Here is a 14344-nt window from a genome sequence, read left to right on the forward strand (position 1 = left end):
ACTTCTGTAGTCTATATATTTGTAAGGCAGTTAAAACAGAACTAAGAGGCTTGAAAATTATATCATTACATAGCAAACAAAAATCGCTTATTAAAAAAGCGATTGATAACAATAGGGAAGCGCAACAACAATTGTTTGAGCAACATTCACCTAAAATGTTAGGAGTTTGTAGGCAATATGTAAAAGATATGCATCATGCAGAAGATTTATTGTTATCAGGTTTTTTAAAGGTTTTTACCAACTTACACAAATTTAAACACGAAGGTAGTTTTGAAGGTTGGATTCGCAGAATTATGGTGAATACTTGTATTTCTTATCTCCGTAAAAAGAACTTAGTCGATTTATCTGACGAAGAGTATGTTTTTAACGATGCAGCTACAGAAAGTTTAGAAAACACATCTGTAGAAGACATTCAAAAACTAATAGATAAATTACCAGAAGGTTACAAAATAGTGTTTAATTTATTCGCCATAGAAGGTTATAAACATTCAGAAATTGCAGAGAAATTAGGCATTTCTGAAAGTACATCAAAATCGCAATTATTTAAAGCACGTAAATTATTGCAAACAAATTATAATAAAATGAATAAAACAATTCATGAAAACAAATAAGTTAGATACTAACATAAAAGAGAAGTTCGCAAAAAGAACTTTAGAACCATCTACTTCTGCTTGGGAGCGTTTGTCTGTACAATTAGATGAACAACCGAAGCAAAAAAAGAAAGGTTGGTTTTTTTATATAGGAGCGGCAGCAAGTATTTTGTTATTGGTTTCTATTGGAATTCAATTTTTTAATTCAGAAAAAGAAACAATTTTACCAAAAGATATTGTAGTAGAAGTTCCAATTGATACAAACAGTATCGATAAAAAAATAGAACTGTTTATAAATGAAATCCCTGTAGAAGAGGCTATTGTTGAAAATAAGAATATTGAGAATAGAGAAAAGAAACAAGACTTTAATAAGAATATTATTGCTAATAAAGTTGAGCAATCATTTATCTCTAAAAAAACAAATGTAATTACGAAGTATAAAACAACAATAATTCAGAATAAAAAGAATACAATTATAGCTAAAGTTGAAGAAAATAAAAATAGAATTCCAAAGATTGAAGAGTCAAAAAAAATAAAATACTTAAAACAAGACCCAAATAGTAAAATTAAAATTAATAGTGACGATTTGTTATACGCGGTAACACATTCGCCACAAGAAGTAAAAACCTATTATGCAAAATATAAAGTTGATAGAAATGCAATTTTAAAAACGATTCAAGATCAGCTGAAAGAATCAAATTTAAAAGTAAATCCAGAAACTATTTTAGCAGAAGTAGAACGTACAATAGATGATGATGATTTTCAGAATAACTTTATGAAATTATTAAAAAGAAGAGTGTCTGATATTGCAACTGTTATTGCCAGTAGAAATGATTAATATGCCTTACAATCAGTTCTAAAAAAAACAAAAATAATAAAGTTTTAAAACCAATAAAATGAAAAGAATACTATTAATACTAGTGTTGTTCTGTACAACTATTGCCCAATCTCAAGAAAAAACATTTGAGAAAGAAGTAAGTAAAATATCAAAAAGAATAGAAAGAATTACCAAACAACAGAAAGATTCTTTAAAAGCTAAAGTTATTAATATTGATAAACGATTTGAAAAAGGAGAGCTTAAAAAGGAAACTGCAGAAAACCTTAAAAAAGAAGTTGCAGTGTATCATGCGCGCAGAATTGAAAGTTTAGTAGGTGAGCAAGAACGTTTACTACAGTTATTAGTACAAGATAAAACAAATGGAAAAATTGCAAGTTCTGATGAATCGATAACTAATGAAGATGAGGATAATACATTTTCTATAGGGAATAAAGTATTTAAACTTAATATTTCTGAGGGAGATTTGGAAGAACGAAATGAAAGAAGAGAGAGGAGATGGAAAAATAAAAATAAGAAGCAAAGAAGTACAACAACCCAGTTTGTATTTGCTATGGGTGTAAATAATGTGCTTACAAATGATAAATTATCATCTTTAGAAGATTCTGAGTATAAATTTTGGCAATCTCATTTTTACGAGTTAGGTTGGACTTGGAAAACTCGTTTTAATAAAAAACCATCTAAGTTGTATTTTAAATATGGTTTCTCTTTTCTGTGGAATAACCTTAGGTTAAAAGATAATCAACAACATGTAAAAAATGGGAATACTACAATTTTAGCAACAAGAATTGATGAAGTATTATCGGAAAGTAGATTACGTCATGTACAAATGAATTTTCCTATGCATTTAGAATGGGATTTTTCTAAAAACAAAACTTATAAAGATGGACGAGTAAGAGATAGAACTAATAATTCTGTTCGTTTTGGAATTGGAGGTTTTGTAGGTGTAAAATTAGGAACAAGACAATATTTAGAATATGTAGATTTAAATGGAGTAGATGTTAAAGAAGTACAAAAAGATAATTTTAATATGAATACTATTAATTATGGTTTGAGTTCTTATTTAGGTTATAAGAATACTAGTTTTTATGTTAAGTATGATTTGAATCCATTATTTAAAGACACTGAAACAAGAAATATTTCTATGGGAATTCGTTTTGATTTTAATTAAATAATAAAAGTATTAATAAAACCAATGTTTTAAACATTGGTTTTATTTTTTTCTTCCCAGTCTTTTCTTAAATCTGTAGATAAAATACTAGTACCATCATGTTTCCAACCTGGAGGCTTTATTAAATATTTAAATTTATTGATGAAAGAAGTTTTTGTTGTAAAAACATCTTTTAACAGATTGTACCATTCTAAAAATGCAATTTTTATAGGATTATAGGTTTCAATATTTGTAACTAAACCATAAACGGGTTTTTCTACTTCTGGCTCAAAAGTACCAAAAAGTCGATCCCAAATAATTAAAATTCCTGCATGATTTCTATCTAAATATTGAGGGTTTGTAGCATGGTGAACTCTATGATGACTTGGAGTATTAAAAATAGCTTCAAACCATTTAGGCATTTTGTTAATTAGTTCTGTATGAATCCAATATTGATAAATTAAACTTATAGACATTTGTACCAAAACCATAATTGGATGAAAACCAATTAAAATTAATGGAGTCCAAAAAATAAAAGTATAAAAGCTACCCGTCCAAGTTTGCCTTAAAGCTGTACTTAAATTATACTTTTGTGATGAGTGATGCACAACATGACTTGCCCAAAACAATCTGCTCTCATGAGCTATTCTATGATTCCAGTAATAAGCTAAATCTTCGGCAAAAAGAATTAAAACCCAAGCCCACCAAGTAAACGAGATTTCAAATAAATGGTAAAAATTATAGATGAAATAAAAAACACTTAATATAATGCCCTTTGTAAATAAACCAATAGCAACATTACCTAATCCCATAGTTATAGATGTACCAGCATCTTTAAATTCATACTCGTCTAATTTTACTTTTACAGTTAAAATAACTTCAAGTACTACAGTTAATACAAAAAATGGAATTGCATAATGAATTAAATTAGGTATTTCAGGTATATGCATATCAGTATATTATGTTATTTTTAATCATCTATTTAGAAGATTATATTTTGTTATTAAAATTACGCGTAAATGTAAAAAAGTATGTATATTTGCAGCCTTAAAAATAAACAATAAATATTTAATTTATGAATCATTACGAAACTGTTTTCATTTTGAATCCCGTTTTATCTGATACTCAGATAAAGGAGACAGTACAAAAGTTCGAAGATTATTTAGTTTCTAAAGGAGCTGAAATGATCTCAAAAGAAGATTGGGGCTTAAAGAAATTAGCGTATCCAATTCAAAAGAAAAAAAGTGGTTTTTATCACTTATTAGAGTACAAAGTTGCTGGAGAAGAAATTACAGCGTTTGAACTAGAATTTAGAAGAGATGATAGCGTTATGCGTTACCTTTCTGTTAGATTAGACAAACATGCTGCTGCTTGGGCAAAAGTTAGAACTGAACGTGTTAAATCTACAAAAAAATAAGAAATGGCATCAATAGAACAACAAGCAAAAGGTGGTAAATCTGCTGACGTTAGATATTTAACGCCATTAGATATAGATACTAAGAAAGAAGCAAAGTACTGTAGATTTAAAAAGAAAGATATTAAGTATATCGATTATAAAGATGCAGACTTCTTAATGTATTTAGTAAACGAACAAGGTAAGATTTTACCAAGACGTTTAACAGGAACTTCATTAAAATATCAACGTAAAGTTGCGCAAGCAATTAAAAGAGCGCGTCATTTAGCGTTAATGCCTTACGTTGGAGATATGTTAAAATAATAAAGAGGTAGAGACATGGAATTGATATTAAGACAAGACGTAGAAAATTTAGGATTTAAAGATGATATCGTAGACGTTAAAAACGGATATGGAAGAAATTTTTTAATACCTACAGGGAAAGCATCTTTAGCTACTTCATCTGCAAAGAAAGTTTTAGCAGAGAATTTAAAACAAAGAGCTTTTAAAGAGGCTAAATTAATTGAAGATGCTAATGCTTTAGCAGAAACAATTAAAGGATATGAAATTAAAATTGCATCTAAAGTTGGTTCAGGAGACAAATTATTTGGTTCTGTAAATAACATCGATTTAGCTGCAGCACTTGCAAAAGCAGGTACAGAATTAGACAAGAAATTTATTAAAGTTGTTGGTGGTTCTGTAAAAAGATTAGGTAAATACGACGCATCTGTAAGATTACACAGAGCAGTAGTTGCTGATATTACTTTTGAAGTAGTAGCTGAATAGTTTTACTTTAAATAATTTATAAAAAGCTCGTTAGAAATAACGAGCTTTTTTATTTTTACATTTTTATGAAATATAGACAACTTACTAAAGAACAATTTGAAAGCTTACATGAAGATTTTGCTCGGTTTTTAGCTACGCAAAGTATAGATGTAAATGAATGGAACCAAATTAAGAAAGAAAAACCAAAAATAGCAGAAGATGAAATGAATGTTTTTTCAGACGTGGTTTGGGATGATGTTTTAACAAAAACTAATTATATAGAACATTTTTCTAAAACAAGTGTAAACTTGTTTAAATGCGAGGAAAATGAAATACATAGGATAGCTATTAAGGTTAATTGGGACATAAACCTTTTAGAACAGGATGGATTTGAATGGCTAATGCAAAACCCTATGGATAATTCTGTAGATATATTTAAAGGCTCAAAATCTTATATATCAGAACGTAATTTAGAAATTTTTGATTTAATCGAAAAAGGAAGTTCTATTTCTAAGGGAGAAATTTTTGAGTATTTCAAAGAGTTAATTAACTAATGTTTTTTTAAAATAATCGTTAAACGGTTAAAACTACAGTTCGTCGATACATTTAAGCATTTTAACTTTAGATAAACACCTATTTACCATTCTTTAATATTTTATCTTAATCTTTAAGCTTAATTTGTATTCAAAATAAACTGTGTAAAGTAAAAAGTTAATGGATAAATTCTTAAAAATCATATTAGTTGAAGATAATTTAATTGAGATAATGAAAATGAAAAGAACAATTTCATTATTAAAATTAAATCATACCCTTCAAGAAGCAAAGAATGGAGAAGAAGCTCTTCAAATTTTAGAGGATAAAGCTAACATGCCAGATATTATTTTATTAGATTTAAATATGCCCAAGATTAGCGGAATTGAATTTCTAAAAATTATTAAGGCAAATGAAGATTTAAAGCATATTCCAACTATTATTTTAACTACTTCTAGTAATCAAAAAGATTTGTTAGAATGTTATAGAACTGGTATGTCTGGTTACGTTTTAAAGCCTTTAAAATATGAAGATTATGTAAAGAAAATTGAATCTGTATTAGCATATTGGAGTGTAAATGAACTTATAAAAATGTAATATGTTAATATAAATAGTTATTAATACTTAATTTATTTTCAACCCCCAAAAATAAAAAAAGATGAAAACAGTACAGCTTAAGAAAATAGGAAACGGAAAATTTGAATATTTAACAGAAAAAATAGAATTAAATAATCCATTAGTATTAGTATTTGGAAACAGATATATGCTAGAGGATAAAAGTATATATCAAGAAGTTAAAGATCTATTTAATGATGGACATTTTGTTTTTGGTTCTACTTCAGGTGATATAACATCTGAATCTGTAGACGATGAAAGTATAACTATTACTGCTGTAGAATTCGAAAAAAGTAATTTTATAATTAAAACAGCAAATGTTTTAAATACTGATGTAAACAGTTATGAAACCGGGAAAAAAATAATAGAACAGTTACCAATAGAAGGATTAAAGTATGTTTTTGTCCTTAGTGAAGGTAGTTTTATTAATGGCAGTCAGTTAACTAAAGGAATGAATGCTGCTACTGAAGATAATCTAGTTATTACAGGAGCTTTATGTGGTGATGCTGCAAGGTTTGAAAAAACAGTTTCTTCCTACAATGAAAACCCAAAAGAAGGAGAATTAGTTGCAATTGGACTATATGGAGAAACTTTAGAAGTAACTTTTGGAACTAATGGCGGATGGACTCCTTTTGGACCAGAAAGAGTAGTAACAAAATCTGAAAATAATATTTTATACGAGTTAGACGGAAAACCTGCATTAGATTTATATAAAAGGTACTTAGGAGAAAAATCTAATGAATTACCATCTGCAGCTTTATTATATCCTTTAAAAGTAAAATCATCTGATGAACGTAAATCTATTGTTAGAACAATTCTAAACATTGATGAAGAAGAAAATTCAATGATTTTAGCTGGAGATATATTAAAAGAATCTAAAGTGCAGTTAATGATGACTAATGTAGATAGTATAGTAAATGCAGCAGAAGTTGGAGCAATTCAAGCCCTAGATTTAAGGGATAAAAAACCAGAATTGGCAATTCTTGTAAGCTGTATTGGACGTAAATTAGTTTTAGATCAAAGAGTAGAAGAGGAAATAGAAGAAGTTATGGAAGTTGTTGGAGAAGGAACTACAATTTGCGGATTTTATTCCTACGGAGAAATTGCACCTTTTGACGGAGAAATGAATTGTCAATTGCATAATCAAACGATGGCTATTACTTTAATTAGCGAATAGAGCATGAACTCTTTATTAAGAAGACAATTAAGAAAATATTTACCTAAAGACTTGCAATCTAATAAAGATTTGGAAGTTTTTTTAGATGCTGTAAATAGATCTTATGACACTTCAGATGAGCAATTTGGGATGTTGCAAAGAGCAGCTTCTATTAGTTCTGAAGAACTTTTTGATTCGAATAGGCAGTTAAGAAAAGAGTCAGAATCACAAAAAGAAATTATTGATAAGCTTAAAAGTGTTATAGATAGATTAAAAATTTATGGTTTAGATGCTGATAAAACTTTAGAAGATTTTGACTCATTAAAGTTAGTTGATTTTATAGGCAACCAAACTAAAGAAATTGTAGAGATTAATAAAGTTAAAGATAAATTAGTTACCAATTTAGAACGACAAAATCAAGAACTTAATGATTATGCACAAATGGTATCTCATGATTTAAAATCGCCATTACAAAGTATAGATGCATTAACTACCTGGATTAAAGAAGATTATTCTGAAGCTCTTGGAGACGGAGGGAAAGAAATTGTAAATTTAATCAGAGAAAATGTTGAAAAAATGGATACTCTAATTCAAGGAATTTTAGAATATTCAACTATTGGTAAAGGAGAAAATAAACTTTATAATGTAAATTTAAATACATTACTAGAAGATTTAATAGTTACAATTGATAACCCTGAAGATGTAAAAATATCTATCCTTAATAAACTACCTATTGTAGAAGGTGATCAACGAAGGTTAGAGTTATTATTTTATCATTTAATACATAATGCAATAAAGTTTAATGATAAAAAAGAAAATGGATTAATAGAAATAAATTTTACTGATAAAACAAATTTCTGGGAGTTTTCTATAAAAGATAATGGAAAAGGAATTGAAAATCAGTTTTTTGAAAAAATATTTATTGCATTTCAAAAATTAGAAAACGATTATAAATCTACTGGAATAGGATTATCTATAGTTAAAAAAATTGTTGAAGCATATAAAGGTGAAATTTGGTTAGATTCTGTACCAAATAAAGAAACAATTTTTTATTTTACAATAAAAAAATAATTATGGAGCAACCAAATTTGAACTATATAGAACAATTAGCAAGAGGTGATGAATCTATTAGAAAAACCTTAATAGATGTGATAAAAAGTGAATTTCCAGGTGAAATAATTGACTATGAAAATAGTATAAAATCAAAAGATTTTAAAAAAATAGAAGAAAATGTTCATAGAATTAAACATAAATTTAGTATTTTAGGACTTGAAAAGAGTTATAATAAGGCTAATAAGTTTGAACATAATCTTCGAGAACACGTATTTAATCAAAGTGAACAAAGAGAATTTGATAAAACTCTAATAGCTATTTCAGAATATATGAAAACTATTTAGACCCCCATGAATTGTATTATTATCGATGATGAAAAAATGGCAAGAGTTATTATTAAAACTCTATGCAGTCAAATTAAATCGTTAAATCTCGTAGAAGAATTTTCTAATGCTATACAAGCAATTAAATTTTTAAATGAAAATCAAATTGATTTAATTTTTCTAGACATACACATGCCAAACTTTAGTGGATTAGATTTTATAAAAACACTAAAAGACCCTCCTAAAATTATTTTTACTACTTCAGACCCTAAGTTTGCTATTGAAGCTTTTGAATATGATTTTATCGTAGACTATTTGCTTAAACCTGTAGAATTACCTCGTTTTGAAAAAGCCGTTAAAAAAGCAGAAAAGCGTCACATGATTCAAGCTCAACTTAACACTAAAGAATCTACAGAAATTAAAAATGATTTTTATGTTAATATTGATAGGAGGTTAATAAAAATAGACTTACCAAGTATTTATTTAATAGAAGCAAAAGGAGATTATATAAATATTAAAACAGAAGACAGTAATTATATAGTTCATTCAACTTTAAAAAAGATTGAAGAAAAATTACCTAGTTCTTTATTTTTAAAAGTACATCGTTCATACATAATTAATGTAAAGAAGATTATAGATATTGAAGATAATAGTGTTTTAATTAAAAAAGACGTTGTACCTGTTAGTCGCTCTAATAGGCCAGAATTAATGAAACGATTAGACTTACTCTAATTTAATTATCGAAATATATTTAACATTCGTCGATGAATTATCGATGTAAAACGAAATTTAGTTTTATTTAAGACATTAAAAACTAACTTTATGATATAATATAAATATCATGAGAGACTTTTTTATAGTAGTAATATCAGTTGTAGTAACAGCCTTAAATATTAATTCTTATGGAGATTTAAGTAATGAAAAAATCCAAGAGGCAAAAAATGAAGCTAGTAAACAAACAGAAATTTTTATATTGAACTTATTAGATTAATTTAATGTTTATATGTAAAGGTTATTGTTTTTTTATCAATTATAGAATACTAATCAATTAAATATATACATTATGTCCCTCAAAATTATTAAAAACAAGAGTACTTACTCTTTACAAGGTGTTATTAGTAAACCTACCGTTAAATTATTTCTTAGTTACTTTAGAAAGAAAGTTAAAAAAAGAAAAAATTGTTTTAGATATTAATGAAACAAAATTAATAGATAAGTCTGGACTTATAGCTTTAAAAGAGATTATAAAAAAAGGAACAAAAAATAGTAAAGATGTTTTTATAATTGGTAATGGTTGTAAAGAAATTTATGATGATATTTCCCAAACAGAAGCAGTGTAAATAATCATATCTTTTATATTATAATTAATTAAAAGAACTATTTGTTTTCAAGTAGTTCTTTTAGTTTGCACATACCTTTACTAGCAATTTCTTTAATAATCTTAAGGTTTTTAAATTCATTTTCAGAAACAGATGGTTTTGGGTCGATAAAATAAATTGGTGTATTCTCTTTTACAAAATCGATTAAACTTGCTGCAGGATAAACTTGCATAGATGTACCAATAATAACTAAAATATCTGCTTTTTTTGTAATTTCAATTGCCTTGTCTAATAAAGGGACCATTTCTCCGAACCAAACAATATGAGGTCTTAATTGGCTTTTTTTAGAGCATAAATCTCCTAAGAACAAATCTTTTTTCCAATTTATAACAATCGATTCATCAAAAGTACTTCTTACTTTTAAAAGCTCTCCATGTAAATGCGTAATTTTTGAGCTACCCGATCTTTCATGTAAATCGTCTACATTTTGTGTTATAATTTCTACATCAAAATGTTTTTCTAATTCCTTTAAGTTATAATGTGCTTTATTAGGTTTTACATCTAATAATTGCTTTCTACGTTTATTATAAAAATCTAAAACTAATTCTGGGTTTGCAGCAAAACCTTCTGGTGAAGCAACTTCCATTATATTATAACCTTCCCATAATCCATCTGCATCTCTAAAAGTTTGTATACCACTTTCAGCAGAAATTCCTGCACCAGTTAAAACAACAATTTTCTTCATATTTATAATGGTTTAAGTAAATTTGATAAAATCCTTAGCTAAGACTAAAGTAATTATTTTAAGTTTGTAAATATGATTGATGAAAAACTATTAGAATATTTTGAAGGTTATTTAACAGAGAATAGAAAATCGCTTTTTAAGAAAGTATTAGCAGAAAGAACACGCCATTTTAGTGTTGTTTTAGAAGATATTTATCAACCACATAATGCAAGTGCAGTTGTAAGAACTTGCGATATTTTTGGAGTACAAGATATACATGTTATCGAAAATAAATATGTTAACAGAGTTTCTAAATATGTAACAAAAGGTTCACAGAAATGGATAACCTCTAAACGTTATAAATCTGATGGAGATAATACTAAAGTTTGTTTAGATAATTTAAGAGCTAAAGGATATCAAATTATTGCAACTACACCACATAACGATTCTTGTTTATTACAAGATTTTGATATCAGCAAAAAATCAGCATTTGTTTTTGGAGTAGAAGCAGATGGTGTTTCTGATTATGTAAAAGAAAATGCAGACGGATTTTTAAAAATACCAATGGTTGGATTTACAGAGAGTTTAAATATTTCTGTGGCAGCAGCAATTATTTTACAAGATATTACCACAAAATTGCGTAATTCTGATATTGATTGGGAATTGTCTGAAGAAGAAAAGGAAGTTTTGTATTTTGATTGGGTTAAGAAAACCATCAAAAAAGTTGATAAAATTGAAGCCCATTTTTACAAGAATATTGAGTAATTTTAAAAAATAATTTTAAAATTAGAAATATGAAATGTAATATGTATTTATCTTTTGACGGTAATTGTGAGGAAGCTATGGATTATTATAAAGAAGTATTTAATGGTGAAACTACTGTTATAATGCGTTACTCCGAAGGTCCTCCGGAATATAGTAATGATGCTATTGTCAACAAAATTATGCATCAAACAATGGTTTTTGGTAAAGATTGTGAATTAAAAGCGTCCGATAGTTTTCATGAACCTTTACAAAAAGGAAATAATTTTCATGTATCAATTTCTACGGATATTGAAAAAGAAGCTATAGATATTTTTAATGGTTTATCTAAAGATGGTATTATAACAATGCCTTTTGAAGAAGTTTTTTGGGGTGGAAAATTTGGAAGTTGTAAAGATAAATTTGATATACAATGGATGGTGAGTTTAGAACCTAAAAGTGAATAATAATGAGTTCTAAAATTGAAGAATACATTTCTAAAAAAGAAAAATGGAAGACTGAGTTAGAGTTACTTCGTTCAGTTTTTTCTAATTTACCTGTTGAGGAAACCATAAAATGGGGAGCACCAACTTATGTTTTTAATAATAAAAACATTGTTGGTTTAGCTGCCTTTAAAAACTATTGTGGATTATGGTTTTTTCAAGGTTCTTTATTAAAAGATAAGCACAAGGTTTTTATAAATGCACAAGAAGGTAAAACAAAAGCGATGTTACAATGGCGTTTTCATTCTTTAGAGGAAATTGATGTAGATTTAATTAAAGAATATGTATTAGAGGCTATAGAAAATGTAAAAGTTGAAAAAGAAATAAAACCAGATAGAACTAAAAAAGAATTAAAAATCCCTTCTGAATTAGATAATGAATTTAAGTTAAATACTAAATTTAAAAAAAAGTTTGCTGCATTATCAAATAATAAACAAAGGGAATACGCTAATTATATTTCTTAAGCTAAACGAGAACAAACCAAAAAGAAAAGATTAGAGAAAATAAAACCAATGATTATAAGTGGAGTAGGACTCCATGATAAATATAAGCATTGTTAATCTATAAATATCTTTTCTATAGTTGATGTAGAATCGCACCTAGAAACATATAAGCTTATGTTTTTCAAGTCTTTGTTTCCTGTAACATAGTATTCTGCACAAGGTTTTTGTCTTGGTTTACTTTTACCAAAATCTACATCACCTGTATATAATATTGTAGAAATTTTAAGTGTATCTATATTAGAATTTTGCATCACTCTTTTAGCATCATCAGAAAAAAATCTCTTTTTAATTCTAATTGTTTTTAAAGTCCTAGCATCCATTCCATAATCAAAAGTTGCTTGTTTTTTTTGCCAGAAAAAATACACACCAATAGAACCTAATGATAAACCGACTAAATAATAACCTATTCTTTTAATTAACATTGTAAAATTTTGAATTGCAAAAGTAGTTCTTTTATCAAAAAATAAGCTTACAAAATTAATAAATTAATATCTCTAAAAGGTAGATCAAACCAATCTGCAACGGTTTTATTTGTAAGAATTCCATGATAAAAATACATTCCGTTTCTTAAGCTTTTATCAAAACGAGCCGCATTCTCGAAACCACCTTCTTCAGCTATATTTAATAAATAGGGTGTAAAAATATTACTAATAGAAACAGATGCAGTTCTTGCATAACGAGAAGGTATATTTGGCACACAATAATGTATTACACCATGTTTTACAAAAGTTGGTGTGCTATGAGAAGTTACTTTAGAAGTTTCAAAACAACCACCTCTATCTATACTAACATCCACTATAATTGCACCTTCTTTCATTTGTTCTATCATTGTTTCTGTAGCAATAATAGGAGATCTATTTTTTCCTCTTATAGCACCAATAGCAACGTCACAACGCATTAAAGCTTTTGCAACAGATTTTGGTTGAATTGTAGATGTATATATTGGTGAGTTTAAATTGTGTTGTAATTTACGTAGTTTAGATATAGAATTATCAAAAACTTTAACTCTAGCACCTAAACCTATAGCAGATCTCGCAGCAAATTCGCCCACAGTTCCTGCTCCAAAAATTACTACGTTTGTTGGTGGTACACCTCCAATATTACCAAATAATAATCCATTTCCTTTATTTACTCCACTCATTAATTCTCCTGCAATAAGTACAGCTGCTGTACCAGCAATTTCACTTAAAGATTTTACAATAGGATAAGAATCATGATCATCTTTTATATAATCGAAAGCAACAGCGGTAATTTTCTTTTTAGTTAAACTTTCGAAATATTTTTTAGTTTGAGTTTTTAATTGAAGTGATGAAATTAGAATTGTTTGTGGGTTTAAATATTCTATTTCTTTTTCTGTTGGTGGTGCAACTTTTAAAACAATATTACATTTAAAAGCTTCTTCTACATTGTAAGATATTTTTGCGCCTGCTTCAGAATATTCTTTATCTGTAAAATTTGCGCCATCTCCAGCACCAGTTTCAACCACAATTCTATGGCCATTTGCTGTTAAAGCAGTTACTGCGTCTGGTGTTAAACAAACACGTTTTTCACTTAAATAGGTTTCTTTGGGTAAGCCTATAAATAGTTCTCCTTTTTGTTTTTTTATTTCTAGCATTTCTGCTTGTGGTATTAACTCTTCTTTACTAAAAGGAGAAAACTGACTCATGGTTTTGGTTATTTTAGTTGAATGTTACGTTTATTATCATCTAAAATAGAAAGATGAATTTCAACAGCATCTAAAGGTAGTAAATTTTCGATATTTTCTGGCCATTCTATTAAACACCAATCGTTATTATATAAATAATCCTCGATTCCCATATCTAAAGCTTCTTCTTCATCTGTAATTCTATAAAAATCGAAATGAAAAACTTTTGCATTCTCTATTGTTTGATATTCATTTACTAAAGAAAAAGTAGGTGAGGAGATATTATCTTGTACTTTTAACGCTTTGCAAATTTCTTTGATTAAGGATGTTTTACCAACGCCCATTTGCCCGTAAAACAACAAAGTTTTATTTTTTGCTGATGCAATAAGTTCTTTTGCAATTTCGGATAAATCTTTTAAAGAATAGTTTTTGTTCATGTAACAAAAATAATGAAGAATTTTTTAATAAAAAGTTTTTATATTCTTTTTAAGTTCGGGT

General features: G+C 27.4%; 22 protein-coding genes. 17 read left to right on the plus strand and 5 right to left on the minus strand.

What is annotated here, in order from left to right; translation table 11 throughout:
* Window positions 1–50: 50 nt before the first annotated feature.
* Genes N5A56_RS05690 through N5A56_RS05700 form a run of 3 tightly spaced genes read left to right on the plus strand, consistent with a single transcriptional unit; the run spans window position 51 to window position 2596 of the window.
* Window positions 51–611, plus strand: coding sequence for an RNA polymerase sigma factor (locus tag N5A56_RS05690; protein ID WP_265724617.1), 561 nt, complete (start codon window positions 51–53; stop codon window positions 609–611).
* Window positions 598–1428, plus strand: coding sequence for a hypothetical protein (locus N5A56_RS05695; protein WP_265724618.1), 831 nt, complete (start codon window positions 598–600; stop codon window positions 1426–1428). Before N5A56_RS05690 ends, N5A56_RS05695 begins: the two co-directional genes overlap by 14 nt.
* 58 nt (window positions 1429–1486) lie before the next feature.
* Window positions 1487–2596: a hypothetical protein gene (locus N5A56_RS05700; protein ID WP_265724619.1), complete on the plus strand. Its 1110-nt coding sequence runs from the start codon at window positions 1487–1489 to the stop codon at window positions 2594–2596.
* Window positions 2597–2625: 29 nt separating this feature from the next.
* Here N5A56_RS05700 and N5A56_RS05705 read toward each other — a convergent pair whose 3' ends face one another.
* Window positions 2626–3525, minus strand: a complete 900-nt coding sequence (locus N5A56_RS05705) for a sterol desaturase family protein (protein ID WP_265724620.1) — start codon at window positions 3523–3525, stop codon at window positions 2626–2628.
* Window positions 3526–3650: 125 nt separating this feature from the next.
* Between N5A56_RS05705 and rpsF the strand changes: the two genes are divergently transcribed.
* The 11 genes from rpsF (at window position 3651) to N5A56_RS05760 (ending at window position 9751) form a co-directional block, all read left to right on the plus strand.
* Window positions 3651–3992, plus strand: a complete 342-nt coding sequence (rpsF, locus tag N5A56_RS05710; protein WP_265724621.1) for a 30S ribosomal protein S6 — start codon at window positions 3651–3653, stop codon at window positions 3990–3992.
* 3 nt (window positions 3993–3995) lie between these two features.
* Window positions 3996–4292, plus strand: a complete 297-nt coding sequence (gene rpsR, locus N5A56_RS05715) for a 30S ribosomal protein S18 (protein WP_091893627.1) — start codon at window positions 3996–3998, stop codon at window positions 4290–4292.
* 15 nt (window positions 4293–4307) lie between these two features.
* On the plus strand, window positions 4308–4754 hold the full coding sequence (rplI, locus tag N5A56_RS05720; RefSeq protein ID WP_265724622.1) for a 50S ribosomal protein L9: 447 nt from the start codon (window positions 4308–4310) through the stop codon (window positions 4752–4754).
* 65 nt (window positions 4755–4819) lie between these two features.
* Entirely contained in the window at window positions 4820–5287 is a 468-nt protein-coding gene (locus N5A56_RS05725; protein WP_265724623.1) for a DUF6495 family protein, read from the plus strand.
* Between the two features lie 160 nt (window positions 5288–5447).
* Window positions 5448–5861: a response regulator gene (locus N5A56_RS05730; protein WP_265724624.1), complete on the plus strand. Its 414-nt coding sequence runs from the start codon at window positions 5448–5450 to the stop codon at window positions 5859–5861.
* A 61-nt stretch (window positions 5862–5922) separates the two neighbouring features.
* Window positions 5923–7056, plus strand: a complete 1134-nt coding sequence (locus tag N5A56_RS05735; protein ID WP_265724625.1) for an FIST signal transduction protein — start codon at window positions 5923–5925, stop codon at window positions 7054–7056.
* Window positions 7057–7059: 3 nt separating this feature from the next.
* On the plus strand, window positions 7060–8106 hold the full coding sequence (locus N5A56_RS05740) for a sensor histidine kinase (protein WP_265724626.1): 1047 nt from the start codon (window positions 7060–7062) through the stop codon (window positions 8104–8106).
* Window positions 8107–8108: 2 nt separating this feature from the next.
* Window positions 8109–8432, plus strand: a complete 324-nt coding sequence (locus N5A56_RS05745; RefSeq protein ID WP_265724627.1) for an Hpt domain-containing protein — start codon at window positions 8109–8111, stop codon at window positions 8430–8432.
* 6 nt (window positions 8433–8438) lie between these two features.
* On the plus strand, window positions 8439–9143 hold the full coding sequence (locus N5A56_RS05750) for a LytR/AlgR family response regulator transcription factor (RefSeq protein ID WP_265724628.1): 705 nt from the start codon (window positions 8439–8441) through the stop codon (window positions 9141–9143).
* Window positions 9144–9252: 109 nt separating this feature from the next.
* Window positions 9253–9402, plus strand: a complete 150-nt coding sequence (locus tag N5A56_RS05755; protein WP_265724629.1) for a hypothetical protein — start codon at window positions 9253–9255, stop codon at window positions 9400–9402.
* 118 nt (window positions 9403–9520) lie between these two features.
* Entirely contained in the window at window positions 9521–9751 is a 231-nt protein-coding gene (locus N5A56_RS05760) for a hypothetical protein (protein WP_265724630.1), read from the plus strand.
* Between the two features lie 37 nt (window positions 9752–9788).
* Here N5A56_RS05760 and N5A56_RS05765 read toward each other — a convergent pair whose 3' ends face one another.
* A complete protein-coding gene (locus tag N5A56_RS05765) occupies window positions 9789–10475 on the minus strand; it encodes an SIR2 family NAD-dependent protein deacylase (protein WP_265724631.1) in 687 nt (228 codons plus the stop codon).
* A gap of 72 nt (window positions 10476–10547) precedes the next feature.
* Between N5A56_RS05765 and N5A56_RS05770 the strand changes: the two genes are divergently transcribed.
* The 3 genes from N5A56_RS05770 to N5A56_RS05780 are packed head-to-tail and all read left to right on the plus strand — an operon-like array spanning window position 10548 to window position 12162.
* Window positions 10548–11219, plus strand: a complete 672-nt coding sequence (locus tag N5A56_RS05770) for a TrmH family RNA methyltransferase (RefSeq protein WP_265724632.1) — start codon at window positions 10548–10550, stop codon at window positions 11217–11219.
* A 29-nt stretch (window positions 11220–11248) separates the two neighbouring features.
* Window positions 11249–11662 carry a VOC family protein gene (locus tag N5A56_RS05775; protein ID WP_265724633.1) on the plus strand — a complete coding sequence of 138 codons (414 nt, stop codon included), beginning with the start codon at window positions 11249–11251 and terminating at the stop codon, window positions 11660–11662.
* A 2-nt stretch (window positions 11663–11664) separates the two neighbouring features.
* Window positions 11665–12162 carry a DUF1801 domain-containing protein gene (locus tag N5A56_RS05780; protein ID WP_265724634.1) on the plus strand — a complete coding sequence of 166 codons (498 nt, stop codon included), beginning with the start codon at window positions 11665–11667 and terminating at the stop codon, window positions 12160–12162.
* Between the two features lie 92 nt (window positions 12163–12254).
* On the opposite strand, the gene N5A56_RS05785 is transcribed toward N5A56_RS05780, so the two are convergent.
* The 3 genes from N5A56_RS05785 to tsaE are packed head-to-tail and all read right to left on the minus strand — an operon-like array spanning window position 12255 to window position 14283.
* The gene (locus tag N5A56_RS05785; protein ID WP_265724635.1) at window positions 12255–12623 is read right to left on the minus strand and encodes a DUF4258 domain-containing protein; all 369 of its coding nucleotides are present in this window, start codon (window positions 12621–12623) and stop codon (window positions 12255–12257) included.
* A gap of 47 nt (window positions 12624–12670) precedes the next feature.
* Window positions 12671–13867: an alanine dehydrogenase gene (locus N5A56_RS05790; protein WP_265724636.1), complete on the minus strand. Its 1197-nt coding sequence runs from the start codon at window positions 13865–13867 to the stop codon at window positions 12671–12673.
* 8 nt (window positions 13868–13875) lie between these two features.
* Window positions 13876–14283, minus strand: coding sequence for a tRNA (adenosine(37)-N6)-threonylcarbamoyltransferase complex ATPase subunit type 1 TsaE (gene tsaE / locus N5A56_RS05795; RefSeq protein ID WP_265724637.1), 408 nt, complete (start codon window positions 14281–14283; stop codon window positions 13876–13878).
* Window positions 14284–14344 lie beyond the last annotated feature (61 nt).

This window comes from Polaribacter ponticola (assembly GCF_026191475.2).
In the GTDB taxonomy this organism is placed as follows: Bacteria; Bacteroidota; Bacteroidia; order Flavobacteriales; family Flavobacteriaceae; genus Polaribacter; species Polaribacter ponticola.